At 74.9% G+C, this 25,604-nt stretch carries 21 protein-coding genes and 5 tRNA genes; 14 read left to right on the plus strand and 12 right to left on the minus strand.

What is annotated here, in order from left to right; translation table 11 throughout:
* Positions 1 to 13 precede the first annotated feature (13 nt).
* On the minus strand, positions 14 to 2,356 hold the full coding sequence (locus tag V6U77_RS08470) for a heavy metal translocating P-type ATPase (RefSeq protein WP_334605676.1): 2,343 nt from the start codon (positions 2,354 to 2,356) through the stop codon (positions 14 to 16).
* A gap of 189 nt (positions 2,357 to 2,545) precedes the next feature.
* Between V6U77_RS08470 and V6U77_RS08475 the strand changes: the two genes are divergently transcribed.
* Positions 2,546 to 3,556, plus strand: coding sequence for an Acg family FMN-binding oxidoreductase (locus V6U77_RS08475; RefSeq protein ID WP_334605677.1), 1,011 nt, complete (start codon positions 2,546 to 2,548; stop codon positions 3,554 to 3,556).
* Positions 3,557 to 3,699: 143 nt separating this feature from the next.
* Positions 3,700 to 5,331, plus strand: a complete 1,632-nt coding sequence (locus V6U77_RS08480) for a sensor histidine kinase (protein ID WP_334605759.1) — start codon at positions 3,700 to 3,702, stop codon at positions 5,329 to 5,331.
* A gap of 12 nt (positions 5,332 to 5,343) precedes the next feature.
* Here V6U77_RS08480 and V6U77_RS08485 read toward each other — a convergent pair whose 3' ends face one another.
* The gene (locus V6U77_RS08485) at positions 5,344 to 5,982 is read right to left on the minus strand and encodes a response regulator transcription factor (protein ID WP_334605678.1); all 639 of its coding nucleotides are present in this window, start codon (positions 5,980 to 5,982) and stop codon (positions 5,344 to 5,346) included.
* A 239-nt stretch (positions 5,983 to 6,221) separates the two neighbouring features.
* Between V6U77_RS08485 and V6U77_RS08490 the strand changes: the two genes are divergently transcribed.
* The gene (locus V6U77_RS08490; RefSeq protein WP_334605679.1) at positions 6,222 to 7,196 is read left to right on the plus strand and encodes an Acg family FMN-binding oxidoreductase; all 975 of its coding nucleotides are present in this window, start codon (positions 6,222 to 6,224) and stop codon (positions 7,194 to 7,196) included.
* Positions 7,197 to 7,219: 23 nt separating this feature from the next.
* Here V6U77_RS08490 and V6U77_RS08495 read toward each other — a convergent pair whose 3' ends face one another.
* The 3 genes from V6U77_RS08495 to V6U77_RS08505 form a co-directional block, all read right to left on the minus strand.
* Complete coding sequence (locus V6U77_RS08495) at positions 7,220 to 8,230, minus strand: NAD-dependent epimerase/dehydratase family protein (protein ID WP_334605680.1); 1,011 nt, start codon at positions 8,228 to 8,230, stop codon at positions 7,220 to 7,222.
* 172 nt (positions 8,231 to 8,402) lie between these two features.
* A tRNA-Val gene (locus tag V6U77_RS08500) sits at positions 8,403 to 8,477 on the minus strand.
* Between the two features lie 49 nt (positions 8,478 to 8,526).
* A tRNA-Gly gene (locus tag V6U77_RS08505) sits at positions 8,527 to 8,599 on the minus strand.
* 163 nt (positions 8,600 to 8,762) lie between these two features.
* On the opposite strand from V6U77_RS08505, the gene V6U77_RS08510 reads away from it, so the two are divergent.
* The gene (locus V6U77_RS08510) at positions 8,763 to 9,002 is read left to right on the plus strand and encodes a DUF6458 family protein (protein WP_091620076.1); all 240 of its coding nucleotides are present in this window, start codon (positions 8,763 to 8,765) and stop codon (positions 9,000 to 9,002) included.
* Between the two features lie 155 nt (positions 9,003 to 9,157).
* On the opposite strand, the gene V6U77_RS08515 is transcribed toward V6U77_RS08510, so the two are convergent.
* The 3 genes from V6U77_RS08515 to V6U77_RS08525 all read right to left on the minus strand — a co-directional run bounded on the left by V6U77_RS08515 (position 9,158) and on the right by V6U77_RS08525 (position 9,423).
* Positions 9,158 to 9,232, minus strand: a tRNA-Val gene (locus V6U77_RS08515).
* 13 nt (positions 9,233 to 9,245) lie between these two features.
* Positions 9,246 to 9,316 (minus strand) — tRNA-Cys (locus tag V6U77_RS08520).
* A gap of 34 nt (positions 9,317 to 9,350) precedes the next feature.
* A tRNA-Gly gene (locus V6U77_RS08525) sits at positions 9,351 to 9,423 on the minus strand.
* 435 nt (positions 9,424 to 9,858) lie between these two features.
* On the opposite strand from V6U77_RS08525, the gene V6U77_RS08530 reads away from it, so the two are divergent.
* The 3 genes from V6U77_RS08530 to V6U77_RS08540 all read left to right on the plus strand — a co-directional run bounded on the left by V6U77_RS08530 (position 9,859) and on the right by V6U77_RS08540 (position 14,322).
* The gene (locus tag V6U77_RS08530) at positions 9,859 to 10,461 is read left to right on the plus strand and encodes a TetR/AcrR family transcriptional regulator (RefSeq protein WP_334605681.1); all 603 of its coding nucleotides are present in this window, start codon (positions 9,859 to 9,861) and stop codon (positions 10,459 to 10,461) included.
* Positions 10,462 to 10,538: 77 nt separating this feature from the next.
* The gene (locus V6U77_RS08535; protein WP_334605682.1) at positions 10,539 to 11,114 is read left to right on the plus strand and encodes a TIGR03086 family metal-binding protein; all 576 of its coding nucleotides are present in this window, start codon (positions 10,539 to 10,541) and stop codon (positions 11,112 to 11,114) included.
* 277 nt (positions 11,115 to 11,391) lie between these two features.
* The gene (locus V6U77_RS08540; RefSeq protein WP_334605683.1) at positions 11,392 to 14,322 is read left to right on the plus strand and encodes a M36 family metallopeptidase; all 2,931 of its coding nucleotides are present in this window, start codon (positions 11,392 to 11,394) and stop codon (positions 14,320 to 14,322) included.
* 65 nt (positions 14,323 to 14,387) lie between these two features.
* On the opposite strand, the gene V6U77_RS08545 is transcribed toward V6U77_RS08540, so the two are convergent.
* Positions 14,388 to 15,269 (minus strand): hypothetical protein, encoded by an 882-nt coding sequence (locus V6U77_RS08545; protein WP_334605684.1) that lies wholly within the window; start codon positions 15,267 to 15,269, stop codon positions 14,388 to 14,390.
* A 281-nt stretch (positions 15,270 to 15,550) separates the two neighbouring features.
* Here V6U77_RS08545 and V6U77_RS08550 point away from each other — a divergent pair, with 281 nt between their 5' ends.
* Together V6U77_RS08550 and V6U77_RS08555 are read left to right on the plus strand one after the other, a co-directional pair.
* Positions 15,551 to 16,219 (plus strand): class I SAM-dependent methyltransferase, encoded by a 669-nt coding sequence (locus tag V6U77_RS08550; protein ID WP_334605685.1) that lies wholly within the window; start codon positions 15,551 to 15,553, stop codon positions 16,217 to 16,219.
* A 9-nt stretch (positions 16,220 to 16,228) separates the two neighbouring features.
* The gene (locus tag V6U77_RS08555; RefSeq protein ID WP_334605686.1) at positions 16,229 to 17,392 is read left to right on the plus strand and encodes a cytochrome P450; all 1,164 of its coding nucleotides are present in this window, start codon (positions 16,229 to 16,231) and stop codon (positions 17,390 to 17,392) included.
* Between the two features lie 93 nt (positions 17,393 to 17,485).
* Here the strand turns inward: V6U77_RS08555 and V6U77_RS08560 are convergent, their stop codons facing one another.
* Positions 17,486 to 18,361 (minus strand): LysR family transcriptional regulator, encoded by an 876-nt coding sequence (locus tag V6U77_RS08560; RefSeq protein ID WP_334605687.1) that lies wholly within the window; start codon positions 18,359 to 18,361, stop codon positions 17,486 to 17,488.
* Positions 18,362 to 18,626: 265 nt separating this feature from the next.
* Between V6U77_RS08560 and V6U77_RS08565 the strand changes: the two genes are divergently transcribed.
* The 5 genes from V6U77_RS08565 (at position 18,627) to V6U77_RS08585 (ending at position 23,221) form a co-directional block, all read left to right on the plus strand.
* A complete protein-coding gene (locus V6U77_RS08565) occupies positions 18,627 to 19,268 on the plus strand; it encodes a mycothiol-dependent nitroreductase Rv2466c family protein (protein WP_334605688.1) in 642 nt (213 codons plus the stop codon).
* An 87-nt stretch (positions 19,269 to 19,355) separates the two neighbouring features.
* The gene (locus tag V6U77_RS08570; protein WP_334605689.1) at positions 19,356 to 20,207 is read left to right on the plus strand and encodes an EamA family transporter; all 852 of its coding nucleotides are present in this window, start codon (positions 19,356 to 19,358) and stop codon (positions 20,205 to 20,207) included.
* A gap of 73 nt (positions 20,208 to 20,280) precedes the next feature.
* On the plus strand, positions 20,281 to 21,420 hold the full coding sequence (locus V6U77_RS08575; RefSeq protein WP_334605690.1) for an MFS transporter: 1,140 nt from the start codon (positions 20,281 to 20,283) through the stop codon (positions 21,418 to 21,420).
* Positions 21,421 to 21,539: 119 nt separating this feature from the next.
* The gene (locus tag V6U77_RS08580; protein WP_334605691.1) at positions 21,540 to 22,472 is read left to right on the plus strand and encodes an ATP-binding cassette domain-containing protein; all 933 of its coding nucleotides are present in this window, start codon (positions 21,540 to 21,542) and stop codon (positions 22,470 to 22,472) included.
* Entirely contained in the window at positions 22,469 to 23,221 is a 753-nt protein-coding gene (locus tag V6U77_RS08585) for an ABC transporter permease (RefSeq protein ID WP_334605692.1), read from the plus strand. The genes V6U77_RS08580 and V6U77_RS08585 overlap by 4 nt, the downstream gene beginning before the upstream one ends.
* A 54-nt stretch (positions 23,222 to 23,275) precedes the next feature.
* Here V6U77_RS08585 and V6U77_RS08590 read toward each other — a convergent pair whose 3' ends face one another.
* Positions 23,276 to 23,953: a response regulator transcription factor gene (locus V6U77_RS08590; protein ID WP_334605693.1), complete on the minus strand. Its 678-nt coding sequence runs from the start codon at positions 23,951 to 23,953 to the stop codon at positions 23,276 to 23,278.
* Complete coding sequence (locus V6U77_RS08595; RefSeq protein ID WP_334605694.1) at positions 23,950 to 25,554, minus strand: sensor histidine kinase; 1,605 nt, start codon at positions 25,552 to 25,554, stop codon at positions 23,950 to 23,952. The genes V6U77_RS08590 and V6U77_RS08595 overlap by 4 nt, the downstream gene beginning before the upstream one ends.
* Positions 25,555 to 25,604: the final 50 nt, after the last annotated feature.

A 25,604-nucleotide genomic window follows, 5' to 3' on the forward strand; every position in this document is an offset into this window, starting at 1 on the left:
CGCCGGCGGGCGCTCACCGGATCCCGGCCGGCTCCGCCGGGCTCAGCGAGAAGTAGTCCTCCTCTTCCTGCGCGAGGTGCAGCCGCAGGATCGCCTCCAGGCCGTAGAGGGCGGCGAGCAGGTCGGTGAGCTGGTCTTGGCGCAGCGGACCGTCGCCGGCCTGCGCGAGGTGGACGCCGACACGGTCCACCAGCCGCCGGATCTCCACATGGGCGCGGCTCATCGTCGAGGTGGCCTCGGCACTGCCCAGCGGGTCGGCCAGCGCCGGGTAGAGCTGACGCTCCTCGGCCGCCTCGTGCGGCAGCACCTCATCGGTCAGCCTGCGGTGCGTCTCGCGCAGCGCCGGCAGGCACTCCGGCGCGTACGGGGCGGTGGCGAGCATGTCGGCGGTGTCCCGCAGCGCGGCGAGCACGTCACGGATCCCGCGGTGTGCGGCCGCGTACCGGTCGAGCAGCTCACGCGTGCCCGGCGGCACGTCGCGCCGGCGCAGTCCGCCTCCGAGGGCGCGCAGCGCGTTGAGGATCACCAGCACGTCGATGCCCTCCTGGAGGAACGCCCCGGCGACCGGGGGCAGCCGGCCGAGGGCGGCGGCCAGCATCGCCAGCACCGCGAGGCCCATCCCGACGGTGGCGCTCTGCACCGCGATCCGGCGGGCGTACCGGGCGATCTCCACCGCGTCGGCGAGCCGGTCGAGCCGGTCGACGGTGAGCACCGCGTCGGCGACGTCGGCCGAGGCGGTCGCCCCGGTGGCGCCCATGGCCACGCCGACGTGCGCCTCGGCGAGGGCGGGTGCGTCGTTGACCCCGTCGCCGACCATCACGGTGACCGCCCGGCGCGCCTCCTCGCGTACGCGGGCCGCCTTCTCCGCTGGCGAGCACCGGGTGACCACGTCGTCCACGCCCACCACCCGCGCTACCTGGGCGGCGACGTCGGGCCGGTCCCCGGTGACCATGACGATGCGCTCCAGCCCCGCCTCGCGCAGCCGGCGCACGGTGCGGCGGGCGTCGGGGCGTACCGGGTCCTCCAGCAGGATCGCCCCGAGCGGGCCCCGCTCGCCGCTGACCCAGACCACCGAGCGGCCGGCCAACTCGGCCCGGGACCTGGCCCGCCCCGCCCAGTCGGGCAGGTCGCCGTCGAGCTGGCCGACCCGGACCTGCCGCCCGTCGACCGACCCGCGTACGCCCCGGCCGGGTTCCTCGGTCGCCCCCGCCGGCTCGGTCAGCGGCAGGCCCCGCTCGCGCGCCTGCGCCACCAGCGCGCGGGCCAGCACGTGCGGGGAGAGCTGCTCCACCGAGGCGGCCAGGCGCAGCACGTCGTCGCGGTCGCCGTCGGGGGCGGCCACCACCTCGGCGGCGCGGGGGCGGCCCGCGGTCAGCGTGCCGGTCTTGTCGACCAGCAGGGTGCGGGCCCGGCCGAGCAGTTCCAGCGAGCCGCCGTCGCGCACCAGCATCCCGCGCCGGGCGGTGCGGGACAGCCCGGACACGATGGCGATCGGCGTCGCCAGCAGCAGCGGGCACGGGGTGGCGACCACCAGCACGGCCACCGCCCGGACGAACTCGCCGGAGAGCAGCCAGCCCAGCCCGGCCAGGACCAGGGTGAACGGCACGAACGCCGCGGCGTACCGGTCGGCGAGGCGGACCATCGGCGCCTTGTGGGCGGTCGCCTCCTCCGCGAGGCGGACGATGCCCGCGTAGGTGCTTCCCGCCGCGTCGCGCGTCGCACGCATCGGAAAGCCGGCACCGGCGTTGACCACGCCGCTGGCGACCCGCTCGCCGGCCGCGCGCCGCACCAGCCGGGACTCGCCCGTCACCACCGACTCGTCGAGGGTGACCGGCTCGTCGACCTGCCCGTCGACCGGCACCACGTCGCCCGGGCCGACCAGCAGCCGGTCCCCCGCCGTCACCCGGTCCAGCGGCACCTCCTCGACGCCCCCGCCCGGAGCGCGCCGCCGGGCGGTGCGGGGGGCGCGGGCGAGCAGCGCACGCAGGTCCCGGGTCGCCCGCCCCTGGGCGTACGCCTCCAACGCCCGCCCGGTCGCCAGCATCACCGCGATCACCGCCCCGGCCAGGTACTCCCGTACGACCAGCGCCCCGATCAGGGCCAGCACGGCGATCACGTCCACCCCGAACTGCCGGCGCCACAGCTGCCGCAGCACCGACCAGGCGGCGGGCGCGAGGGCGGCCACGGTGGCGGACGCCCACACCGCCTCGGCCGCGTCCCGCCGGCTGCCCAGCCACAGCGCCGTCCCGGCCAGCACCAGCGCCGTCACCCCGGCCAGCGGCGCCCACAGCAGCAGGCGCGACCGGTCCCTGCGTACCGGCTGCTCCGGCACGCACTCCCGCGGCTCCGTCCCCACCTGCGGATCGTCTCAGCGTCCGCGGGGTCGGGGAGGGCATCCGGGCGAACCGCCGGGGGCGAAGTGTCCTGCCGCGCCGGGACCTGCGTACCGTGCGTGGTCGCCGGGCATGTCGCAGGATGGAGCGGCAACCCCGCCCGGGGCACCGTCGGGCTGGGGCACGATGGGGAGAAACGAAAGGTCGTGACCATGAGCCACGAGACGCCGGCGACGGATCGTCCGCTGACCACCGCACTCGCGGAGGCCGCCGCGACGGCCGGGCACGCCCCGTCGGTGCACAACAGCCAGCCGTGGCGGTGGCGGGTGCTGCCCGACGCGTTGGAGCTGCGGGTGGTCCGCGACCCGAAGCTCACGGCGACCGATCCGGAGGGCCGGCTGCTGGCGTACAGCTGCGGGGCGGCCCTGCACCACGCGCGGGTCGCGCTGACCGCGCAGGGCTGGACCGCGGTGGTGGAGCGGATGCCCGACCCGGCCGACGGCGACCTGCTGGCCCGGCTGACCGCGACGACCCGCACGCAGGCCGACCCGGAGGCCATGCGCCTGGTGCAGTGCATGCAGGTGCGCCACACCGACCGGCGCCCGGTCAGCGACGAGCCGGTGCCGACCGCCGACCTCGGCGAGATCGCCTCGACGGTCGCCGCCGAGGGCTGCCAGCTGCAGTTCCTCGACCGTGACAACGTCCTGGAGCTGGCCGCCGCGGCCGGGCGCGCCGCCTCGGTCGAGGCGGAGGACCCGCAACTGCGCGAGGAGTTGGAGTACTGGACCAGCCGGGACGGCACCGGCACGGGCCTGCCGCCGGAGGTGCTGCCCGCGGAGGCGCCCCGGACCACCGTGCCGGCTCGCGACTTCGGCCGCCCCGGCACCCTGCCGGTCGGTCCGGGCCACGACCGGGCCGCCGTGTACGGGGTGCTCTACGGCGACGAGGACGAGCCGGACAGCTGGCTGCGCGCGGGCGAGGCGCTCTCGGCCGCCTGGCTGACCGCCACCCGGCTCGGGATCTCCGTCGTGCCGCTGAGCGGGGTGGTGGAGGTCGCGGGCACCCGGCAGACGCTGCGCGGGCTGCTGGCCGGCCTCGGCTACCCGTACCTCGTGATCCGGCTGGGGCTCGCGGACCCGGCGCACGCCGGCCCGCCGCACACCCCGCGCCTGGCCGTCGCGCAGGTGGTCGACACCTCGGCGGTGCGCTCCACCGACGAGTAGCGGAGCCTGGGCCACGGCCACCTGGCGGCTACCATCGCCCGGTGGCCGCCAGCGAACCGAACCTCCGCCCCGAACCGCACGTGACCCCCTCCCTCGGGCTCAGCCCGCTGTCCCGGGTGCGGCTCGACGAGCTGCTTCAGGAGATGCTGGACCGGGTGGGCGAGGTGGTGACCAGCCGGGAGCGGCTGCGCGCCCTCCTCGACGCGGTGGTCGGCATCGGCACCGACCTGGATCTGCGCAGCACCCTGCAACGGATCGTGGAGTCGGCCTGCGGACTGGTCGGCGCCCGCTACGGCGCGCTCGGCGTGATCGGCCACGACCGTCTGCTGCACGACTTCATCACCCACGGCATCGACCCCGAGCTGCACGCCAGGATCGGTGACCTGCCCCACGGGCGGGGCGTGCTCGGCCTGCTCATCGACGACCCGCGCCCGCTGCGGATGCCCGACATCACCCAGCATCCGAAGTCCTACGGGTTCCCGGCGCACCACCCGCCGATGCACAGCTTCCTCGGCGTGCCCGTGCGCATCCGCGACCATGTGTTCGGCAACCTCTACCTGGCCGAGAAGCAGGGCGGCGCGGAGTTCTCCGAGGACGACGAGGAGATCGTCGTCGCGCTCGCCGCCGCGGCCGGCGTGGCGATCGAGAACGCCCGCCTCTACGCGCTGGCCCACCGCCGGGAACGCTGGCTGGCGGCCACCGCCGAGATCACCGGCGTGCTGCTGGGCGAGGTACGCCGCACGGACGCGCTGGCGCTGGTCGCGCGGCGCGCCCGCGAGGTCGCCGAGGCGGAGGTCGCCCTGGTGCTGCTCTACGACCCCGACGCCGAGGAGTTCACCGTCGAGGTGGTGGACGGCGCCGACGAGCAGGCCGGCGCCCTCGTCGGCACCGTGCTGCCGGCGGCCGAGACGAGCTTCGCCGCCGCCGTCGTCGAGGGCCGGCACGACCGGGTGGCGGACCTGGCCCACGCCGCGCCCTGGCCGGCGCTGCTGCGCACCGGCCCGGCGATGGTCGCGCCGCTGGCCACCGCCGACATCCTGCACGGCGTGCTGGTGATCGCGCACCGGGCCGACCGGGCGCCCGTCGCCAACGACGACGACATGGCCCTGCTGAGCAGCTTCGCCGGGCAGGCCGCGCTGGCCATGGAACGGGCCCGCGGGCAGGAGGAGCGGGAGCTGCTGGTGGTCCTGGAGGACCGCGAGCGCATCGCCCGGGACCTGCACGACGTGGTCATCCAGCGGCTCTTCGCCACCGGTCTGCAGTTGCAGAGCGCCGCCCCGATGACGACGAAGCCGGAGGTCGCCCGGCGGATCAACGCGGCGGTCGACGACCTGGACGCCACGATCAAGGACATCCGCCGCACCATCTTCGAGCTGCGCACCCCGATGAGCGCCGCCCTGCGCACCGAGATCCGGGAGGCGGTCGAGGTGGCCGCCGAGTCGCTCGGCCACCGCCCCCGCCTGGAGCTGACCGGGCCGATCGACAGCGCCGTGCCCGACGCGGTCCGCCCCGACCTCACCGCCGTGCTGCGCGAGGCGCTCTCCAACGCGGTACGGCACGCGCAGGCCGACCGCGTGACCGTGGCGGTGCGGGTCGACGCGGGCCGGGTGACCGTGACCGTCACCGACGACGGGGTGGGCTGCGACCCGGCCGCCGCGCGGGGCGGCCTGGTCAACCTACGCGAGCGCGCCGAGCGTCACGGCGGCGAGTTCCACGTACGCCCCGCGCAGCCCCGGGGCACCGAGGTGTGCTGGTCGGTGCCGCTGCGCGACTGACCCCGCGGGGCGTCAGGGGTGCTTGCCGAGGAGGCGGGTGGCGAGGACGGCCGCCTGGGTGCGCCGCTCCAGGCCCAGCTTGGCCAGCACGCTGGAGACGTAGTTCTTCACCGTCTTCTCGGCGAGGAACATCTTGCCGGCGATCTCCCGGTTGGTGAGGCCCTCGGCCACGTACTCCAGGATCCGCCGCTCCTGCTCGGTGAGCGACTTGAGCTCGCGGGGCTGCTCGACGCCGCTGCGGATGCGCTCCAGCACCCGGGTGGTGATCGCCGGATCGAGCAGCGACTGCCCGGCCGCCACCCGGCGCACCGCGTCGACGAGGTCGGTGCCGCGGATCTGCTTCAGCACGTAGCCCGACGCGCCGGCCATGATCGCGGCGAAGAGCGCCTCGTCGTCCTCGTACGAGGTGAGGATCAGGCCCTTGATCGAGGAGTCCACGGCCCGCACGTCGCGACACACGTCGATGCCGTTGCCGTCGGGCAGCCGCGCGTCGAGGATCGCCACGTCCGGACGCAGGGCCGGGATACGCCGGGCCGCCTCCTGGGCGAGGCCGGACTCGCCGACCACCTCGATGTCCCCGCTGCTCTCCAGCAGGTCGGCCAGGCCACGACGGACGACCTCGTGGTCGTCGAGCAGGAACACGCGGATCATCCCTCGTTTGTACCCCCTGGCCACCGGTTCCCGCACGGGCCGAAGGTCCCGATCGGGAAACGGCCACGTCCCGGGCCGCCCGGAGCCGGTCACCGGCGTCCCGGAATCCCCGGGCCCGCGACGGGGCCGGTCGGGCCCGACGGGACGGGACGTCCGGCCCTGCCCGGGCCACGGCGAGGTGACGCACCGTGGACGTGTACCACCCGCCCGGCACGACTGCCACGGAAGGGAGCACGACCATGGACACCGGCTTCACCGTCGAGCAGCTACGGGCCGCCGCCACCGACGCCGTACGCGCGCCGTCGCTGCACAACACCCAACCGTGGCGGTTCCGGCTGCGCGACGGGGGCATCGAGGTGCTCGTCGACCCGGACCGGCGGCTGCCGGCCACCGACCCGAACGGCTGGGGGGTCCGGATCGCCTGCGGGGCCGCGCTGTTCAACCTGCGGCTCGCCCTGGCCGTGGCCGGTACGCCCGCGACGGTCCGGCTGCGCCCCTACCCCGCCGAGCCGGACGTGGTCGCCCGGCTGGTCCCGGACGTGCCGCGCCGCCCCACCCCCGCCGAGCAGGCCCTGCACGGGGCCATCCCCCGCCGGTTCAGCAACCGCGCGCCGTTCTGGCCCGACCCGGTGCCCGCCGACGCCCGCTGGCGCCTCAGCGAGGCGGCCCGCGCCGAGCGGTGCTGGCTGGAACTGCTGGTCGGCGTCAGCGCGGTGAACGCGTTCGGCGAGATCGCCCGCAGCGCCCACCGGGTGTTGGAGCGCAACCCGGCCTACCGGGCCGAACGCCAGGAGTGGGTGCGCGCCAGGACCACCCCCGACGGGGTCCCGGCCTCCTCCGGGGGCCCGCAGGGCGAGCCGCAGGACCTGCTGCCCTCCCGGGGCTTCGGCGGCCTGAACCGGGCACCGGGGCGCGACTTCGAACCGGAGCCGCTGGTCGCGGTGCTCGGCTCGCCGGGCAACACGGCGGTCGACCAGGTCGTCGCCGGGCAGGCGTTGCAGCGGGTGCTGCTGACCGCGACGGACTCGGGACTGTCGGTGTCGATGCTGTCCCAGCCGATCGAGGTGGCGTCGGCGCGGGAGCAGCTTCGGCTGTCGCTGGGGCGGTTCGGCACGCCGCAGATGGTGCTGCGCGTCGGCTACGGCCAGCCGGGCTGGCCGACGCCACGCCGCGACGTGGACGAGGTGCTCGAACTGCCGGTCGCCCGGGCCTGATCGGCAGCGTCCCGGCCGCCGGTTCAGGCGGACGCCGCGTCCGTCGCGCGGAGCAGGGCCGCCTCCCGGTCGGGGTCGAGGCCGACGGGGGCACGCTGCGGGCGGCCCGCCCGCGGTGGGACCACGCCCACCTCCCGCAGCCACGTCCAGGTGTCGGCGACCGTCTCGGCCACCGGGCGGCAGGTCAACCCGGTCGCGTATGCGCGCTCGACGCCGCGCTCCTGCAACCAGCGGTACTCGTGCCCGGCCGGGATCCAGACCGGCAGGTCGTTCCACGGCTCCACCCCGGCGGCCAGGATCGGCTCCGGGTCGGTCCAGCGCAGCCGGGCGTCGGCACCGGTGGCCGCGACGCAGGCGTCGAGCAGCTCCCCCATCGTCGCGTGCCCGGCTCGGCCCACCGCGTTGAATGTCCCGCCCGAGCGGGCCGCCCCCAGCTCCAGCATCCAGCTGGCCAGGTCCCGCACGTCGACGTACTGCACCGGCAGGTCGACCGGCCCCGGCGCCAGCACGTCCCCGCCCCGCGCGACACGCGTCAGCCACCAGGGCAGCCGGCCGATGTCCTCCCCCGGCCCGAGGATCAGCCCCGCCCGGGCGATCAGCGCCCGGTCCCCGAACGCCTCCCGCACGGCCCGCTCGGCGCCGGCCTTGTTGGCCGCGTAGTCGCCGTCGTCGGCGTCCGGCTCCGCGTCCACCACGGTGGCCTCCTCGCCCACCCCGGGGGCGACGGGCGGCGCGTAGACCGAGCCGCTGGAGACGTAGACGTACCGCTCGACCCGGTCGGCCAGCGCGCGGGCGGCGTCCCGCGCCACGCGGGGCGCACCGTCCCACGTGTCGACCGCCACGTCCCACTCGCCGTCCGCGAGCGCCGCCAGGCCGTCGGGCGCGCTCCGGTCACCCCGCAACCGGCGTACGCCCTGCGGCGTCGCGCCGTGCAGCCCTCGGTTGAACACCGTCACCGTCCAGCCCCGACGCACCGCCTCGGCGACCGTCGCGCCGCCCACGAATCCCGTTCCGCCCAGCACCAGGAGCCTCATGCGCTCCACTGTGCCGGCTCGGGGCGCGGCGCGGCCCCGAGTTCACCGTCGGCGGATCTGCCCACGGCAGAACCCCGCGCGGACGGGAGGGTGGTCTCGGGAAGACTGCTGACACCGTCGCAGGCGGTGGGGGCTGCCCCGGCTCGCCGCGCGGCGGGACGTGTCGAAGACGTGGTGGGCGATACTGGGTTTGAACCAGTGACCTCTTCCGTGTCAAGGAAGCGCGCTCCCACTGCGCCAATCGCCCGGGGCCGACCGCCCGGCCCGGCATGCCGGGCCACGAGGGGCGGATCGCGAGCGGACGACGGGATTCGAACCCGCGACCCTCACCTTGGCAAGGTGATGCGCTACCAGCTGCGCTACGTCCGCGTGCCGCCGGTGTTCCTCGGCGACGGGCAAACTCTACCCGACGACAAGATCGCCTGGCACGCCGCCCCGCCGGCGCCCACCGCAGGCGATGATTGCGCTGCTCAACCGCGGGGTAATGAGATCCATCGACAGCACACCACATCCCCTGACCAAGGAGGCTGTCGTGGGTATCGGCACCAGCATCTTCCTGATCGCGCTCGGCGCGATCCTCACCTTCGCGCTCGACGCGAGCCTCGGCGGCATCAACCTCGACGTCGTCGGATGGATCCTGATGGCCGCCGGCGTGCTCGGCCTCATCATGACCACGCTCATCTGGGGGCGCCGCCGCCAGGTGGTCAGCACGACGGAGCCGGTCGAGTACCGACGGGTCGAGGAGCGTCGGGACGTCGCCCCGCCGCTCTGACGCCGCTGTCCGCGGCCGCCGGAGCTGAACGGTCGCGCAGCACACCGTGGACGTGCCGGTCACCCGAGGAGGGGTGGCCGGCACGTCGCGTCCGTGCGCCGCTTGCGGAGGGAAACGACGAAGGCTCGTCACCGGATGGTGACGAGCCTTCGTGCTGGTGGGCGATACTGGGTTTGAACCAGTGACCTCTTCCGTGTCAAGGAAGCGCGCTCCCACTGCGCCAATCGCCCTCGTCTACTACCGAGGTGGGGACGGGATTTGAACCCGCGTACACGGCTTTGCAGGCCGTTGCCTCGCCTCTCGGCCACCCCACCGAGGTTGCCCCCGTCATGCGTGGCGGCAGCTCCGAGCGGACGACGGGATTCGAACCCGCGACCCTCACCTTGGCAAGGTGATGCGCTACCAGCTGCGCTACGTCCGCTTGTCTCCGGCGTTAACCGGTGACGGGTGGAAACTTTAGCCGAGCCGGCGATCGGTTGCCAAATCGGGGTGGTCTCCGGCGCGTCAGGCCGCAGACCACCGCCGCCGTCCGGCGGCCGGTCCGGTGACGGCCGGCCCTGCGCGCAGGGCTTCCTAGGAGGATGGGCTGGGAGCGTCCGTGGAGCCGGGATCGCCTTCCGCGCCGGTGTCGTCTCCTCCGGAACGGCGGCGCGGTCCGAAGGGTGCCGCGGGCCGGAGGGGCGCCGTTCCTCCGGGGCGGGCGCCGCAGCGGGCGCCCCGGACGACCGTCGGCGCCAGCTCCCCCGTGAACGCCACCCGGGTGCGCTCCGGAACTGTCCGGCTTCCGACTCTCGCAGGATCGGTGGGTCGTGATCCGTAACTGCTCGTGTTCGACCGGATGGGCTACGGTAACGGCGTGACGAGACGTGCGGCCGAGATCCGCCTGGATGCCCTGCTGCGCACGGCGTGCGACGTGATCGTGGAGCGCGGTCTGGCCAACACCCGCACGGCCGACGTGGCACAGGCCGCCGGGGTCAGCCAGGCACTGGTCTTCTACCACTTCGCCACCAAGGACCGGCTGCTCGCGCAGGCTTTCGCGTACGCGGTGGAGCAGGACCTGGCCCGACTCGACGCGGTGATGCGCTCCAGCGCCCCGCCGCTGACCAAGCTCCGCCGGATCGTGCGGCTCTACACGCCGACGGGCCGGGCGACGTCCTGGGCCATGTGGATCGACGGCTGGGCGGAGTCGCTGCGTACCCCCGAACTGGAGAAGGTCTCCCGCCGGCTCGACCTGCGGTGGCGCGAGGACCTGGCGACGGTCATCTCGGACGGGGTCCGAGAGGGCACCTTCCAGTGCGCCGACCCGGCCGGGGCCGCGTGGCGGATCAGCGCGGTGGTCGACGGGCTGGCGGTGCAGCTCGCGGTGCACGAACGGGTGATCTCCCGCCGGCAGTTCGCCGAGTGGGTGCGCCTGCTCACCGCCCGCGAGCTGGGGCTGGACCCGGCGCAGCTGGACTGAGCGGGCACGCCCCGGCGGTCGGGCGCGAAGCCGGCAAAACGGCTCGGCTCCCGGGGCCAGCCGGAACAATCGTCGGCATGGACCCGCTGGAGACGTACCGCCGCAGCCTGGCCGAGTTCACCGACCGGGTGGAGCAGGTCGGCCCCGCCCAGTGGTCGGATCCGACCCCCTGCCCCGGCTGGGACGTCCGCACGCTGGTCAACCACGTGGTGGGCGAGGACCGGTGGAGCGTCGCGCTGCTCGCGGGCCGCACGATCGAGGAGGTCGGCGACCGCTACGACGGCGACGTGCTCGGCCCTGACCCGGCGGGTACGGCACGGGAGGCGGCGGGGCAGGCGGAGCTGGCGTTCACCCACCCCGGGGCGCTGGAGCGGACCGTCGCGCTCTCCTCCGGCGAGACCCCCGCGGACGAGTACCTGCACCAGTTGACCGCGGAGCACCTCATACACGGCTGGGACCTCGCCGTGGCGATCGGCGCGGACCCCCGGCTGGACGCCGACGCGGTCGCCGCGTGCGCGCGCTGGTTCGGCCGGCACGTCGACGACTACCGGCGGGGCCGGCTGGTCCGTCCCGAGGTCGACGTGCCGGCACGGGCGGACGAGCAGGACCGCCTCGTCGCCGCCTTCGGCCGCGACCCCGACTGGACGCCCTGAGCGGTCCCGGCGCGCGTCACGCCACCGGTCGACACCCCCCTCACCGCGGGCCGGCGCCCGTCGCCGCGGGTAGACGGCCGTCCCCGCGGGCCGAGGGGCGGTCGACACCGGCGCGGGCGATCCGGCCTGCACGAGGAGCCGCGGGCGGTGCCGCGCGGCCTTGAGTAGGCGCGACCCTTGTTCCTTCCGGAGCGGACTGATATCCACAGATGCGCATGCGTAAGCACGCTGCGTGGGCCGGCGGAGGGCCGGCCACCCGCTCCCACGAGGAGGTCCCGTGGCACAACCGGAGTGGACACCCTGGCTGAGCCGGCGACGACGCCGGCTCGTCCCCGTCCTGGCGGCGACCGCGGTGGCGGCCGCGCTGCTGCCCGCCGGCCCGATCGCCGCGGCCGGCACCGCAGGCGCCTCCACCGAGCGGCGCTCCGGCCCGTTCGCCGAGGGGCAGCACCAGCACGCCGACGTCGACAACCGCCCCGGCACCGCCGCCCCCGACGCGCGGCAGCGGGGCCTGGCGCGCAAGGCCGACCCGGACACCCGCTGGAACCGGCTCGGCACCCCGCAAGCGCTCGGCCCCGGCCGCGCGCCCCTCGCCACCGGTCTCCCCGCCGAACCGGAGGCGGCCGCCCGCGCGTACCTGACCGGCCACCAGGACCTCTTCGGCCTGGACGCCACGGCGGTCGACGCGATGGACCGGGTGCTGGTCCGGCCGATCGGCGCCGGCGCGGTCGTGACGCTCCGGCAACGCTTCGGCGACCTGCCGGCCGGGCACGACGGCCTGGTCACCGTCGCGGTCGCCGGCGGCAAGGTCCTCGCGGTCAGCTCCTCGCTGTCCCGGGACACCACGGCGCCGGCCCCGGCCACCCTCACCGACGAGCAGGCGTACGCCGCGGCGCGCGTCGACGCCGGCTTGACCGCCGAGGCGGTACGCAGCCACAGCGTCCGGGCCGTCGCCGTGCCCACCCCGCTCGACGGGCCCCGGGCCGCCTACGAGGTGACCCTGATCGGCGCCGACGCCGACCACCCGGAGGCGTTCACCACCTACCTCGACGGGATCACCGGGCAGGTGCTGGTCCGCGAGGACCTGGTCGACTTCGACTCGGGCAACCCGAGCTGGGCGGTCTTCCCGGCCACCCCGCCGCGCGACCTCGGCCCCGGGCAGGACCCGCGGGTGCGCTGGTGCGGCGACCCCGCGCCGGGCTGCCAGGCGGCCTTCCGCGACCCGGCCACCGGCCAGCCGTGGGACGTGGACGCGGCCACCGGCACGCCGACCGCCACCGCCCGCGGCAACTCCGCCAACACCGTGCTCTCCTGGGGCGGCGGCACGCCGGCCGTACCGGCCACGCCCAGCCCGGAGCGCCGCTACGAGTACCCGTTCACCGACCAGTGGCACCAGGCCCGCTGCAACCCGGAGGTGTTCACCTCAGCGCGGCGCAACGACGGCGACGCCGCGATCGCCAACCTGTTCGCCATGCACAACCGGATGCACGACTGGGCCTGGCACCTCGGCTTCACGGAGGCGACCTGGAACCTCCAGGCGGTGAACCTGACCCCGCAGGGCCTGGGTGGCGACGCCGAGCAGGGCCGCGCCCAGCAGGGCGCGCTCAGCGGCAACCGCAACAACGCCAACCAGGGCACGCCCCGCGACGGCCTGCCGCCCACCACCAACATGTACCTGTGGCAGCCGCAGGCGGGCGGGCCGTACCCGCCCTGCGTCGACGGCGACTACGACATGACGGTGATCGGGCACGAGTACACCCACGCCATCACCAACCGCATGATCGCCGGCCCGGACAGCGGCATCGGCGGGCACCAGGGCGGCTCGATGGGCGAGTCGTGGAGCGACCTGCTCGCCGCCGAGTACCTGTTCCAGCACGGGCTGCGCGCCCCCGGCGAGACGCCCTACGTCACCGGCGGCTACGTCACCGGAAACCTGGTCAGCGGCATCCGCAACCACGACTTCAGCCGCAGCCCGCTGAACTACTCCGACGTCGGCTACAACACCGGCGGTCCCGCAGTGCACGCCGACGGCGAGATCTGGAGCGCCACCAACTTCCGGGTGCGCGCCGCGCTGATGAAGCGGTACGGCGTCGGCACCCCGCAGCGGCAGCTCGACTGCGCGCGCGGCAAGGTGACGGTGGAGCAGTGCCCGGGCAACCGGCGCTGGTCGCAGCTCGTCTTCGACTCGTTCCTGCTCCAGGCCGCCAGCCAGGTGAGCATGCTCGACATGCGGGACAACATGCTCACCGCCGACCTGCTGCGCTTCGGCGGCGCCAACCAGGACCTGCTCTGGGCCGAGTTCGCCCGCTCCGGGATGGGCCGCGACGCCGCCACCAACGGCGCCGCCGACACCGACCCCACGCCGAGCTTCGCCGCTCCCGGCGCAGACAACGCGGTGCTCACCCTCCGCCCGAAGGGCGACAGCGCCGACGCGCCGATCCGGGTGTACGTCGGGGCGTACGAGGCGCGGGCGGTGCCGGTGGCCGACACCGACCCGGCCACCGCCCTGCCGGACACCGTCGAGCTGGTGCCCGGCACGTACCAGCTGCTCGCCGTCGCGCCCGGCTTCGGCCACCAGCGGCTCACCGTCGTCGCCAAGGCCGGCAGGCAGGGATACGTCGATCTGCGGATGAGCCGGAACCTGGCGTCCACGGCGTCCGGCGCGACCGTCACCGGCGACGGGGTCAACCTGGAGCGCATCGCCGACGACACCGAGGCCACCAACTGGGCCTCCCTGGACGGGGTGGCCGGCCGGCAGGTGACCGTGGCGCTGCCCGGGGACGCGCCGCAGGTCGTGAAGCGGGTGAACGTCAGCGCCATGCTGCGCCCCGCGATCGCCGGCGACGCCGACGCGGGCAGCCAGAACGCGCTCAGCGCGCTGCGCTCGTTCGCGGTGTCGGCGTGCAACGCGAAGACGACCGACTGCGCGGATCCGGCGAACTGGCGGCGGATCCACACCAGCGCGCCGGACGCGTTCCCGGGCGGGGCCTACCGGGCGTACGTGCCCGACATCAACCTGCGCGGGTTCCCGGTGCCGACCACGCTGGCCACGCACCTGCGGTTGGAGGTGCTGGCCAGCCAGTGCACCGGCGGCCCCGCGTACGCCGGTGAGCAGGACGACGACCCGGCGACCACCACGGACTGCGCGACCGCCAGCCCGGCGCGTACGCAGGTGCGCATCGCCGAGTTCCAGGCGTTCTCGAAGTGACCGCTCGTCGGGGCCGGTCGGCGCGCCAGCCGGCCCCGACGGACCACCTCCGGTGGCCGGCCCGGTCAGCGGCGGGCGGCCCGCCACCGCCCAGGCGCGGCGGTCCGTTCCCAGCGCCGGTCCGGCCCGGCGTCGTCGTCCCCGCCGGCCGTCCGGGTCAGGTGGCGCAGCCGCAGCAGCAGGCCGAGGCCGAGCGAGAGCAGCAGCCCGCCGAGCAGGAACGCGGCCTGCACGGCCCCGAAGCCGCCGGACCCCGCCACCGGCCGCCCCGCGCCGGCCGCCGGCGGCGCCCCTGCGGCCGCAGGCTCCTCGGTAGCGGGCTCATCGGTAACGGGCTCGTCGGCGGCGGGCGCCTCCCCGGGCTCCGCCGCTGCTGCGGTCGTGGCGGCCGGTCCGGTCGTATCCGCCGTGGTGGCGCGGGGCTCCGGCTCCTCGGGCGCGGCCGTCGGGGCGGCCGACCCGACCACCGACCGCGTCGCCGTCTGCCGGGACAGCAGCCGCAGGTTCGCGTCGTACGCCTCCGCCGCGAGGGTGATCCGCCCCCGGGTGACGTCCCCGGCGAAGGCCAACCGGTAGCGGGCGGTGACCGTCCGCCCGGGGCAGAGCGTGCCCGGGTCGAGCCGGCGGTCGGTCAGCCGGGCCACCTCTCCGTCGGCGCGGATGTCCAGCGGGAACGAGCCGGTCTCCTCGACCCGGTCCATCCTGACCTGGTCGAGCCGCATCCCGCGCACCCGCAGCACCATCGACCAGCGGACCTTGACGCAGCCGCCGTCGTCGCGGGAGACCACGGCGGAGACGGTCTCCACCCGGCCCCCGGCGGTGAACTCGTCCGGCAGGCCGCTCAGTTCGGTGGCGAAGGCCGCCTGCGCGGGCGCGGGCAGACCCGCCCCGGTCAGGCAGCCGAGCACCACCCCGGCCCGTAGCGCGTACCGCCACCTGGTCGCCACCGTTCCCACCTCCCGTCGGTCGCCGCCAACCCGCAACGCTGCCAGCGCCGCCGGCCGGCCGGTAGACGGGCGTGTTCGCACCGGTCGCCAAGCGCGGGGGCCGATTTCACCGACGGTGGTGAACCGGTCACCCCTCCCCCGCGACACGCCGGCCCCGACGACCGCGTGACGGGGACCGGGCTCCGGCGACCGATTGGGGGCGGCCGTGCGCGGCGACCGGGCGGGGGCGACCCGGGGTGGCGCCGGGCGGCGGGTTCGGGCGGCGGGGGACAATCGCCGGCGTGTCCGAGCTCTCCGCCGCCTTCGTCCGGCTGCACGCCAGCCTCGCCCCGGTCGCCTTCGTTCCCGAGGTGCGGCTGCACCAGGCGGACGACGCCATCGGGCTGTGGGAGTTGACCGAGGGCGAGTTCCGCAGTTCGCAGCCGCCGCCGTTCTGGGCCTTCGCCTGGGCCGGCGGGCAGGCACTGGCCCGGTACGTCACCGATCACCCGGAGCTGGTCGCCGGCCGCCGGGTGCTCGACCTCGCCGCGGGCTCCGGCCTGGTCGCCATCGCCGCCGCGCGGGCCGGCGCCGCCGCCGTGCGCGCGGTGGAGATCGACGAGCTGGCCGTCGCGGCCGTCGCGGTCAACGCCGAGGCCAACGGGGTACGCGTCGACGCCGAACTCGGCGACGTCCTCGACGGCGACGCCGGTGGGGCCGAGGTGGTGCTCGCCGGGGACGTGTTCTACAGCCAGGCGATGGCGAACCGGGTGCTGCGCTTCCTGCTCCGGGCCGCCCGCGCCGGGGCGACGGTGCTGGTCGGCGACCCCGGCCGGGCCTTCCTGCCCCACGACCGCTTCGACGAGCTGGCCGTCTACGACGTACCGGTGCCCGAGACGCTGGAGAGCGTACGGGTGAAGCGCACCACGGTGTGGCAGTTGCGGGCGGGGCTGCCGGGGGCGGGCCGCTAGCGTGTCGGCGTGCTGTTCCGGAGCTGGGCGCAGACCGCCGACGCGCACTGGCCGGACGTGGCCCGGGTGTCCGACCACGTAGGGGTCGCACACCTGGTCGTGACCCGGCACGCCCTCGTCCGCCAGGTGCTCACCGACCCGGCGACGTACCGGCCGGACAACGCGCTGGACGCGGTGACCCCGGTCCCGGTGGCCGCGCTGCGGGTGCTGGCCGGGCACCGGTTCCGGCTGCCGCCGACCCTGGCGAACAACGGTGGCGTCAGCCACCCGGCGATCCGGGCGATCGTCGCCGACGCCCTGCACCCGACGCGGGTCGCCGCCCAGCGCCCCTGGCTGACCGGGCTGGTCCGGGAGCGCGTCGGCGGGATCGCCGCCGCCCTGGACGCCGGCGGGGCGGTGGACCTGTACGCCGAACTCGCCGCCGACCTGCCGCTGCTGGTGCTGGCGCGGCTGGTCGAGCTGCCGGACGCGCCGGTCGGCGCGGTGAAGGAGTTCGCCCGCGCCGCGCTGGAGCTGTTCTGGGCGCCGCTGGACGCCGAACGGCAGCAGGCCCTCGCCGCCGAGGTGGGCCGCTTCCACCGGGTGCTGCGGGAGTTCGCCGCGACCGGGGGCGGCCTGGCCGGGTCGCTGCGGGCCGCCGGACACCCGCCCGACGTGGTGGTCGGCGCGCTGTTCTTCCTGCTGGTGGCCGGCCAGGAGACGACCTCGCAGTTCCTCACCCTGCTGCTGCACCGGCTGGCCGGCGAGCCGGCCGTGCTGGCCGCCCTGCGCGACGGCACCGTCGCGGTCGGCGACGTGGTCGAGGAGGGGCTGCGGCTGGAGCCGCCGATCGTGACCTGGCGACGGGTGGCGGCGGTGGACACCACGCTGGGCGGGACGGCGGTGCCGGCGGGCACCAGCATCGTGCTCTGGCTGGCCCGCGCCGGCCGCGACCCGGCCACCGTCGACGCGCCGGACGAGTTCCGGCCCGGGCAGCGGGGCTCACGCCGGCACCTGGCCTTCGGGGCCGGCGCGCACCGCTGCGTCGGCGACCAGTTGGCCCGGATGGAGGCGGCGGTGGTGGTCGCGGAGACCGCCGCGCTGCTGGACGGGGTGACCGTGCTCCGCGAGCCGTGGTGCCCGGACAACCTGACCTTCCGGATGCCCGACGCGTTCGTCGTCCGCCGCCGCTGAACCGCGCGCTGGTCGGCTCCGCCGGGACCGAACGCGCCCTGGCGGCGCACGCCTGAGCCAGGGCGGACGGGCAGGGGCAGCGGTACCCGGCGTTCACTCCAGCTCGATACCCAACAGCTCCAGGAAGGCGGTGGCCGCCGGGGTGCGGCCCTCGCGGCCCCAGATCACGTACTCGGCGCGGGAGGGTCCGTCCGTGACCTCGATCGTGACCATCCCGGCGAGGCCCGCCACGTACGTGGGTGGGAGCAGGGCCACGCCCAGGCCCGCGCCGACCAGACGGGCCAGATAGTCCGCGTTGGTCACCTCGAAGGCGACCTCGCGGGTGAGGCCGGCGGCGGTGAAGGCCAGATCGGACTGGGCCCGGCCGGCGGTCTTCGCCGGGAGGTCCACGAAGACCTCCGAGGACAGCCGGCGCAGGTCGACCGAGGTCTCGCCGGCCAGGGGATGGTCCGGGGAGACCACGGCGACCAGCCGCTCCCGGGCCAGTTCCCGCGCCATGACGCCCTGGGGGTGGGCCGTGACCGGGATGCCGAGGAAGGCCACCTCGATCTCGCCCAGCTTCACCTGCTCGACGAGCTCGTTGCTCGCTCCCACACTGAGGCTGATCCGCGCCTTCGGATGGCGCTGGTGGAAGCTCTTGAGGACGGCGGGAACGTCCATGGCGGCGACCGTGGGGATCAGTCCCACCGCAAGCCGTCCGCGCACCTCTCCGACGGCCGCCGCGACTTCCGCGGCGGCCCGCTCCGCCGCGTTCAGGCACTGACGGGCGACGGGCAGGAACGCCGCGCCGGCGGGGGTCAGCCGGACCCGGCGGCTGGTGCGCTCGAAGAGCCTCGCGCCCAGTTCGTTCTCCAGGCGCGCGATCTGGTGGCTGAGCGCGGACTGGACCACCAGACAGCGTTGGGCGGCCCGGGTGAAGTTGTTCGTCTCGGCCACGGCGATCACGTACCGCATCTGCTGGAGCTCCACGGATCAATCGTGATACGAGATCCATCACGTGACAAGCATGTGTTGGACTCATCGATACTCCTGCGTCGACACTGGTGACGATCGCAGCTGGCAGGAGCGCCCCTCGGGCCGATTCCGCCGGGCGGACCCGTGATCGGGGTCCCTCCGGCGTGCCTGAAAGCCGCGCCTCCACTTCCCTCCCCGACCTCCGCACCTGGGCGCACACCGCCGAGGCACGCCCCCGCGCGCTCTCGCGCCCGTGACATCGATAGGACGAGCGACCGCCATGAGCACCACGCCACCGCGTTCCGAGACGACCGTCGCCGACATCTGGGTGGACCCCCGCTGCCCCTGGGCATGGGTCACTTCACGCTGGATGCTGGAGGTGGAGCAGGTCCGGCCGCTGGAAACCCGTTTCCACATCATGAGCCTGTCGGTCCTCAACGAGGGCCGCGAGGTACCGGAGAAGTACCGCCAGGACATGATCGACGGCTGGGCCTGTGTACGCGTGTGCATCGCGGCGCAGCAGCGGCACGGCAACGAGACGCTGCGCCCCCTCTACAACGCCATGGGCCGTCTGATCCATCACGAGAGGGCCGGGCTCGGCCACGACATGATCAGCGCCGCCCTCGAGGTGGCGGGTCTCTCCGCCGACCTGATCGAGGCCGTGGAGGACACCTCCTGGGACGAGCCGCTGCGCACCGAGCACCACCAGGGGATGGACCCGGTCGGCTCCGAGGTCGGCACCCCCGTCATCCACGTGCCCGGCCCGGACGGGATGCCGCTGGCGTTCTTCGGCCCCGTCCTCACCCCCGCCCCCCGCGGGGAGGACGCCGGAAGGCTCTGGGACAGCGTGCTGGCCGTGGCCAGCATCGACGGCTTCTTCGAGCTGAAGCGCGGCCGCGACCGCGACCCGATCTTCGACTGAGCCGGCCGTACGGACGCCGGGAGCCACGTTGGTTCCCGCGGGATTCGAGGCGAGATGAAGAGCAGACAGAATGTGCTCACAGCGGCCGTGACCGGCTTGGCCCCGGCGGTCTGGGGCAGCACATATCTGGTCACCACCGAGCTGTTGCCTCCGGACCGGCCACTTCTGGCGACCGCCGTGCGGGCCCTGCCCGGCGGCCTGTTCCTGCTGGCCCTCGGCCGGAAGCTTCCGGTCGGCGTCTGGTGGTTGCGCGCGCTGGTCCTGGGCGTGCTGAACATCGGCGCCTTCAACTTCCTGCTCTTCTTCGCGGCCTACCGGCTGCCGGGCGGCATCGCCGCCATGATCATGTCAGCCCAGCCCATGTTCGTCGTGCTCCTCGCCGCCCTTCTCCTCGGTGACAGAATCAGAGCCATCCACGCCCTGGCCTGCACCGTGGGCGCCGCGGGCGTGGTGTTGCTCGTCTTCAAGGGCAGGGCCTCCCTCGACACCGTCGGAGTCCTCGCCGCAGCCGGCGGAGCGCTGAGCATGGCCCTGGGCATCACGCTGACCAAGCGGTGGGGCCGGCCGGCGGGCGTCGGTCTGCTGACATTCACCGGATGGCACCTCACGGCGGGTGGTCTGGTCCTGCTGCCGTTCTGGCTGGCGCTGGAAGACCTCCCCGACACGCTCACCGGACCCAACGTCATCGGGTTCACCTACCTCATCACCCTGGGCGCGGTCCTGAGCTACCTGGTCTGGTTCCGAGGCATCGAACGCCTGCCCGCCGTCGCGGTCTCCTTCCTCGCACTGGGCAGCCCGGTCGTGGCGACGTTGCTGGGCTATCTCGTCAGGAACGAGACGCTCTCCCCCCTGCAGATCGTCGGCATGGCCGTCATCTTCGCGGCGATCACGCTCGGCCAGCCGCGCCCACCCGAACCGAAACCGCATCCGGAGAGATGACATGACGATTCGAGAAGAGACATACCCATCCACCACGCGGGATCAGGTGTCCCCGACCAGGGGATGGCTGGGCGTGGCTGCCATCACCGCCAGCCTGTTCGTCTTCCTCACCACCGAACTGATGCCGATCGGCCTCCTCACCCCGCTCAGTGAGAGCCTCAACGTCTCAGTCGGCGCGGCCGGCCTCATGGTCACGGCGCAGGGCGTCGCGGCCGGTCTCGGCGTGCCGTTCATCGTGGCGTGGAGCCGGCGCGTCAACCGGCGCAAGCTGCTGACGCTGCTGCTGGCCGTCCTCGCGATCGGTAACCTGATCACCTCGATCGCCCCGAACTATCCGCTGATCCTGGGCACCCGCCTGATCATGGGCTTCGCCAGCGGTGTCTTCTGGGCCATCGGCGTCAGCATGGCCATGCGCATCGTCCCGGAGAAGCACGCCAACCGGGCCGCCGCCGTCGTGATGTCCGGCATCTCGATCGCCACCGTCGTCGGCATCCCGCTCGGGACCCTGCTGGAGAGCGCCAGCGACTGGCGCACCACGTTCCTGATCTGGTCCGCCCTCAGCGCCGTGGTCTTCCTCGCGGTCGCCGTTACCGTCCCGTCGCTGCCCTCGACCAACGCGGTCCCGGGCCGCGAGGTCTTCACCCTGCCGGTCAGGAACGTGCAGCTACGGATGGTCCTGGCCATGGTCGTGTTCTTCGTCCTCGGCCACTTCGGCGCCTACACGTTCGTCCGGCCGTACCTGGAGGAGAGCACCTCCGCAACCACCGGCTTCATCACCGTCATCCTCATCGTCTTCGGGATCGGTGGCGCGGTCGGCAACTTCATCGGCGGGCACACCGTCAACAAGAGTCTGCCCGGCAGCTTCATCGTGGGCAGCCTGATCATGGCCGCCTCACTCATCATGCTGCTCACCATCGGCGCGAACAAGGTCGGCGTAATCATCGCCATGGTCCTGTGGGGTCTCGCCTTCGGCATCGTCCAGCTCAGCCAGATCAACATGACGCTCTCGGCGGCTCCCGAGCAGTTCGAGGCCGCGATGTCGCTCAACACGATGGCCTACAACACCTGCATCGCCCTGGGCGCCCTCGTCGGCGGCCTGTTCGCCGACCACTTGGGCGTCAAGAGTGTCGTCTGGTTCGGCATCGTCCTGGTCGCTCTCGCCGCGATCCTCCGTGCCGCCACCGGCCACGCCGGACCACGAAGGGCAGGCTGAAGACGCTTGCACGCGTCGCCGAGCGGGACGGGTGGCGGCGGGAGGGCTGACGAAAGTCAGTGTCGGGTGGTGCCGTTCGGGCGCGGCGACGACACGGGGCCCGGACCTAGCGTCAGCGCATGATCACATTACGTGGGTTGACGAAGCGGTTCGGGGGCACGACCGCCGTCGACGCCCTGACCGTCGACATCGGACCCGGCCGGGTCACCGGCTTCCTCGGCCCGAACGGCGCCGGCAAGTCCACCACCATGCGGATGATCCTCGGGCTGGACCGGCCCACCGCCGGGCAGGCGCTCGTGCGCGGGCGGGCGTACCGGGAGCTGCGGCGCCCGCTGCGTGAGGTCGGCGCGCTGCTCGACGCCCGGGCCGTCCACCCCGCCCGCTCGGGTCGGGCGCACCTGCTCGCGATGGCCCGCAGCAACGGGATACCGGACCGCCGGGTGGACGAGGTGCTCGCCACCGTGGGGCTGGACGCCCGCGCCGCGGCCAAGCCCGGCCGCACCCTCTCCCTCGGCATGGGTCAGCGGCTCGGCATCGCCGGTGCGCTGCTCGGCGACCCGCCGGTGCTGATGTTCGACGAGCCGGTCAACGGCCTCGACCCGGACGGCGTGCGCTGGGTGCGGCAGCTGATGCGGTCCCTGGCCGACGGGGGCCGGACGGTCCTCGTCTCCAGCCACCTGATGACCGAGATGCAGCTCACCGCCGACCGGCTGGTGGTGATCGGCCGGGGCCGCCTGCTCGCCGACGCCCCGATCGACGAGGTCATCGCCGGCAGCGCGGTGGCCGTGCGGGTACGCAGCCCGCAGCCGGCCGGCCTCGCCGCGCTCGCCGGGCGGCTCACCGCCGCCGGCGCCGCCGTCGAGCCGGCCGGCCCGGACGAGCTCACCGTCACCGGCGCCACCGTCGAGCGGATCGGTGACCTGGCGTACGAGCTGGGGGTGCGACTGCACGGGCTCAGCCCGCACGCGGCCTCCCTGGAACAGGCCTTCATGGAACTGACCGCCGACAGCGTCGAGTACGCCGGCACCCCGACCCGGAGCGAGGCACGATGAACACGATCTCCGCCGAGTGGACCAAGCTGTGGTCCGTGCGTTCCACCTGGTGGTCGCTGCTGGCCGGGGTGCTGCTGATGGCCGCCACCGCCGGTCAGCTCGCCATCTACGCCGCCAACGCGAACACCAACGACGACCCGGCCGACGACGCCGGGATAGTCACCGTCGGCAGCGTCGTGATCGGCTCGGTCGACCTGACCCAGTACGCCGTGCTGGCGCTGGGCCTGCTCGTGGTCACCAGTGAGTTCACCAGCGGCACGATCCGTACCACCCTGCAGTGCACGCCGTCGCGCGGCCGGGTGCTGCTGGCCAAGGCCGCGGTCACCGGGGCGGTGACCTTCGCGCTCGGGCTGCTGCTCGGCGCGGTCGGCGCGCTGGTGGCCCGGCCGGTGCTCGGCCGCTGGGGCGCCGCGCCGGCGGGCGGCACCGTCGGCGACGTGCTGGCGGTCGCGACCTACCTGGCGCTGGGCGGGGTGCTGGCCCTCGGGCTCGGCGCGGCCCTGCGCAGCGCGGTGCTCACCCTGACCGTGCTCGTCGCCACCCTGATGATCGTCCCGCTGTCGTTGCAGGAGCCGGACATCGCCGTGCTCGACCGGATCGCCGACGCCTTCCCCGGGGTCGCCGGCGGGCACTTCCTGGCCGGGGACACCGATCCCTACCCGGCGCCGGTCGGTCTGCTGCTGCTCGCCGGCTGGGCCGGCGCGGCGCTGCTGCTGGGCCGCGCCGCGCTGCGCCGCCGGGACGCCTGAGCCGCCGGGACGTCTTGCGCCGCCGGGCCGCGTGAGACACGGGGGCGGGGCGGGTCAGCCGGTCGGCTCGACCAGCCCCGCCTCGTACGCGAGGATCGCCGCCTGCACCCGGTTGCGCACCTCGAGCCGGGTGAAGACGCTCGTCAGGTAGCTCTTCACGGTCCCCTCGACCAGGTGCAGCCGGCGGGCGATCTCGGCGTTGGACAGCCCCGCCCCGACCAGCGCGAGGACCTCCTGTTCGCGCTCGGTCAGCCCGGCCACCCGGTCCCGGGCCACCGGCCGGCGGGCCACCCGGTCCCCGCCCAGCTCGATGACCCGGCGGGCCACCCGCGGCGACAGGTACGCGCCGCCGTCGGCGACGGCGTGCACCCCGGCGATCAGCTCGCGCGGGTCGCCCGCCTTGAGCAGGAACCCGCTGGCCCCGTGTCCGAGCGCCCGGGCGACGTGGTCGTCCTCGCCGAACGTGGTCAGCATGAGCGTCGCCGTCTCCGGCACGAGCCGGCGGATCTCGGCGGCGGCGGTGAGCCCGTCCAGCCTCGGCATCCGGATGTCCAGCAGCGCCACCCGCGGCCGGTGCGCGCGGACCAACTCCACCGCGGCCCGGCCGTCACCGGCCTCGGCCACCACCTCGATGCCCGGGTCGGTGGCCAGGATGGCCCGGACCCCGGCCCGGATCATCGCCTCGTCGTCGGCGAGGACGACCCGTACCGGGCCGGCCGTGTCGGCGTTCATCCGTCGATCCGCTCCTTGCTGACCAGCCGGCCCTCGACGAAGCAGAGCCGCCACGTCGGCTGGGCCAGGGGGAAGTTGCCGTCGGTGTAGTGCTCGCAGCCGGGGCGTGCCGTCCCGGCGGGCGGGTCGAGCTGTCGTCGGGGCAGCCCGGTCAACTCGCCGCGCTGCGCGCCGAGGGGCATCCGTGCGAAGGCCCCGTCGTCGAGGACCGTCCCGGCGGTGGCGACCGGGTAGTAGACCAACGCGAGGACCAGCGCGAGGCCCGCCGGGGCGCCGAGCGCCGTCAGCAGGCTGAGCCGGACCCGCCGGCGGGCGTCGCGCAGCCGCCGTTCGGCCTCGCCCGCCCGCTCCCCCGCCGCCCCGACGTCCGGCGACCCGACATCCGGCGACCCGACGTCCGGCCAGGCGGCCGCGGGCGGGAGGGCGTCGGCGCCGCCCGGTCCGGCGACCGGCAGCCGGGCGCGGACGGCGAAGCCGCCACCGTCGCGTGGACCGGTCGTCAGGGCGCCGCCGACGAGCCGGACCCGTTCGGCGAGGGCGAGCAGGCCGGAACCGGTGGACGGCGGACCCGGCAGCGGCCCGGCCGGCGGCGGCGCGTTGACGACTGCCACCTCGGCCTGCTCGCCGTCGCGGGCCAGAACGACGGTGACCGCCGCGCCGGGGGCGTACCGGGCGGCGTTCGTCAGCGCCTCCCGGACCACCCGGTGCGCGGCGTACGCGGCCATCGGCGGCAGCTGCGCGAGGGCCTGCGCGCCGTCCAGCCGCACCGCCATGCCCGCCTCCCGGGCCCCGTCGACCAGCTCGGTGACGCTCTCGTCGGCCGGCCGGGTGGTCGCCGCGCCGTCCGGCTCCCGCAGCACGCCGATGATCCCGTGCAACCGCTCGGTGGCGGCGGAGACGCTGGCGCGCAGCTCCGCGGCGGCGGCCCGGTGCCGGGGCGGAAGATCGCCGGCGACCTCCAGCGCGGCGGCGCGCAGGGCGATCAGGCTCAGGTCGTGCCCGAGCGAGTCGTGCATCTCCTGGGCGATGCGGGCCCGCTCCCGCAGTCGGACCCGCTCCGCGGTGCCCCGCCGCTCCCGCTCCCGCGCCTCGGCGTGCCGGCGGCCGGCCTCGGTCAGGGCGGCCTGCTGCCGCCGGTACCGCCCGACGAGCCACGGGAACACCCCGGCGAAGAGCAGCACCGAGGCGAGCAGGAACCAGGTGGCCGCGCCGGTGCCGAGCAGCCCCAGGTTGAGCACGGTGCCGCCGGCCGCGAGCGCGGCGAAGGCGACGGCGGCCGTGCGGGCGGTGGCGCTGCGGCGACCGGTCAGATAACTGAACACCGGGATCGCGAAGAGGAAGTTGCCGTCCAGCAGCGACCCGAGCACCACCCCAACCAGGGCGGCCACCGGCCAGCGCCGGCTCACCGCGACCGCCACCGTGAGCAGCAGCAACGCGCCGGCCAGCCGGGCGGTGGCCGGCCCCGAGTGCGGCGGGGTGACAAGCGCCGACGCGATCGGGGCAGCGGTCGTCGCCCACAGGAGCAGGTCGCCGAGCAGCCGCCGGACGACCTCCCGGGACCGCACCGCGCCGCCCGCCCGGACGGACCACCAGTTCCCCACGGCGGCCAGGCTACCCACGCCCGACCTGCGGCGGCACCGACGAAAGTCAG

Origin of the sequence: Micromonospora sp. CPCC 205546, assembly GCF_036902715.1 — a bacterium.
Taxonomy (GTDB): Bacteria; Actinomycetota; Actinomycetes; order Mycobacteriales; family Micromonosporaceae; genus Micromonospora.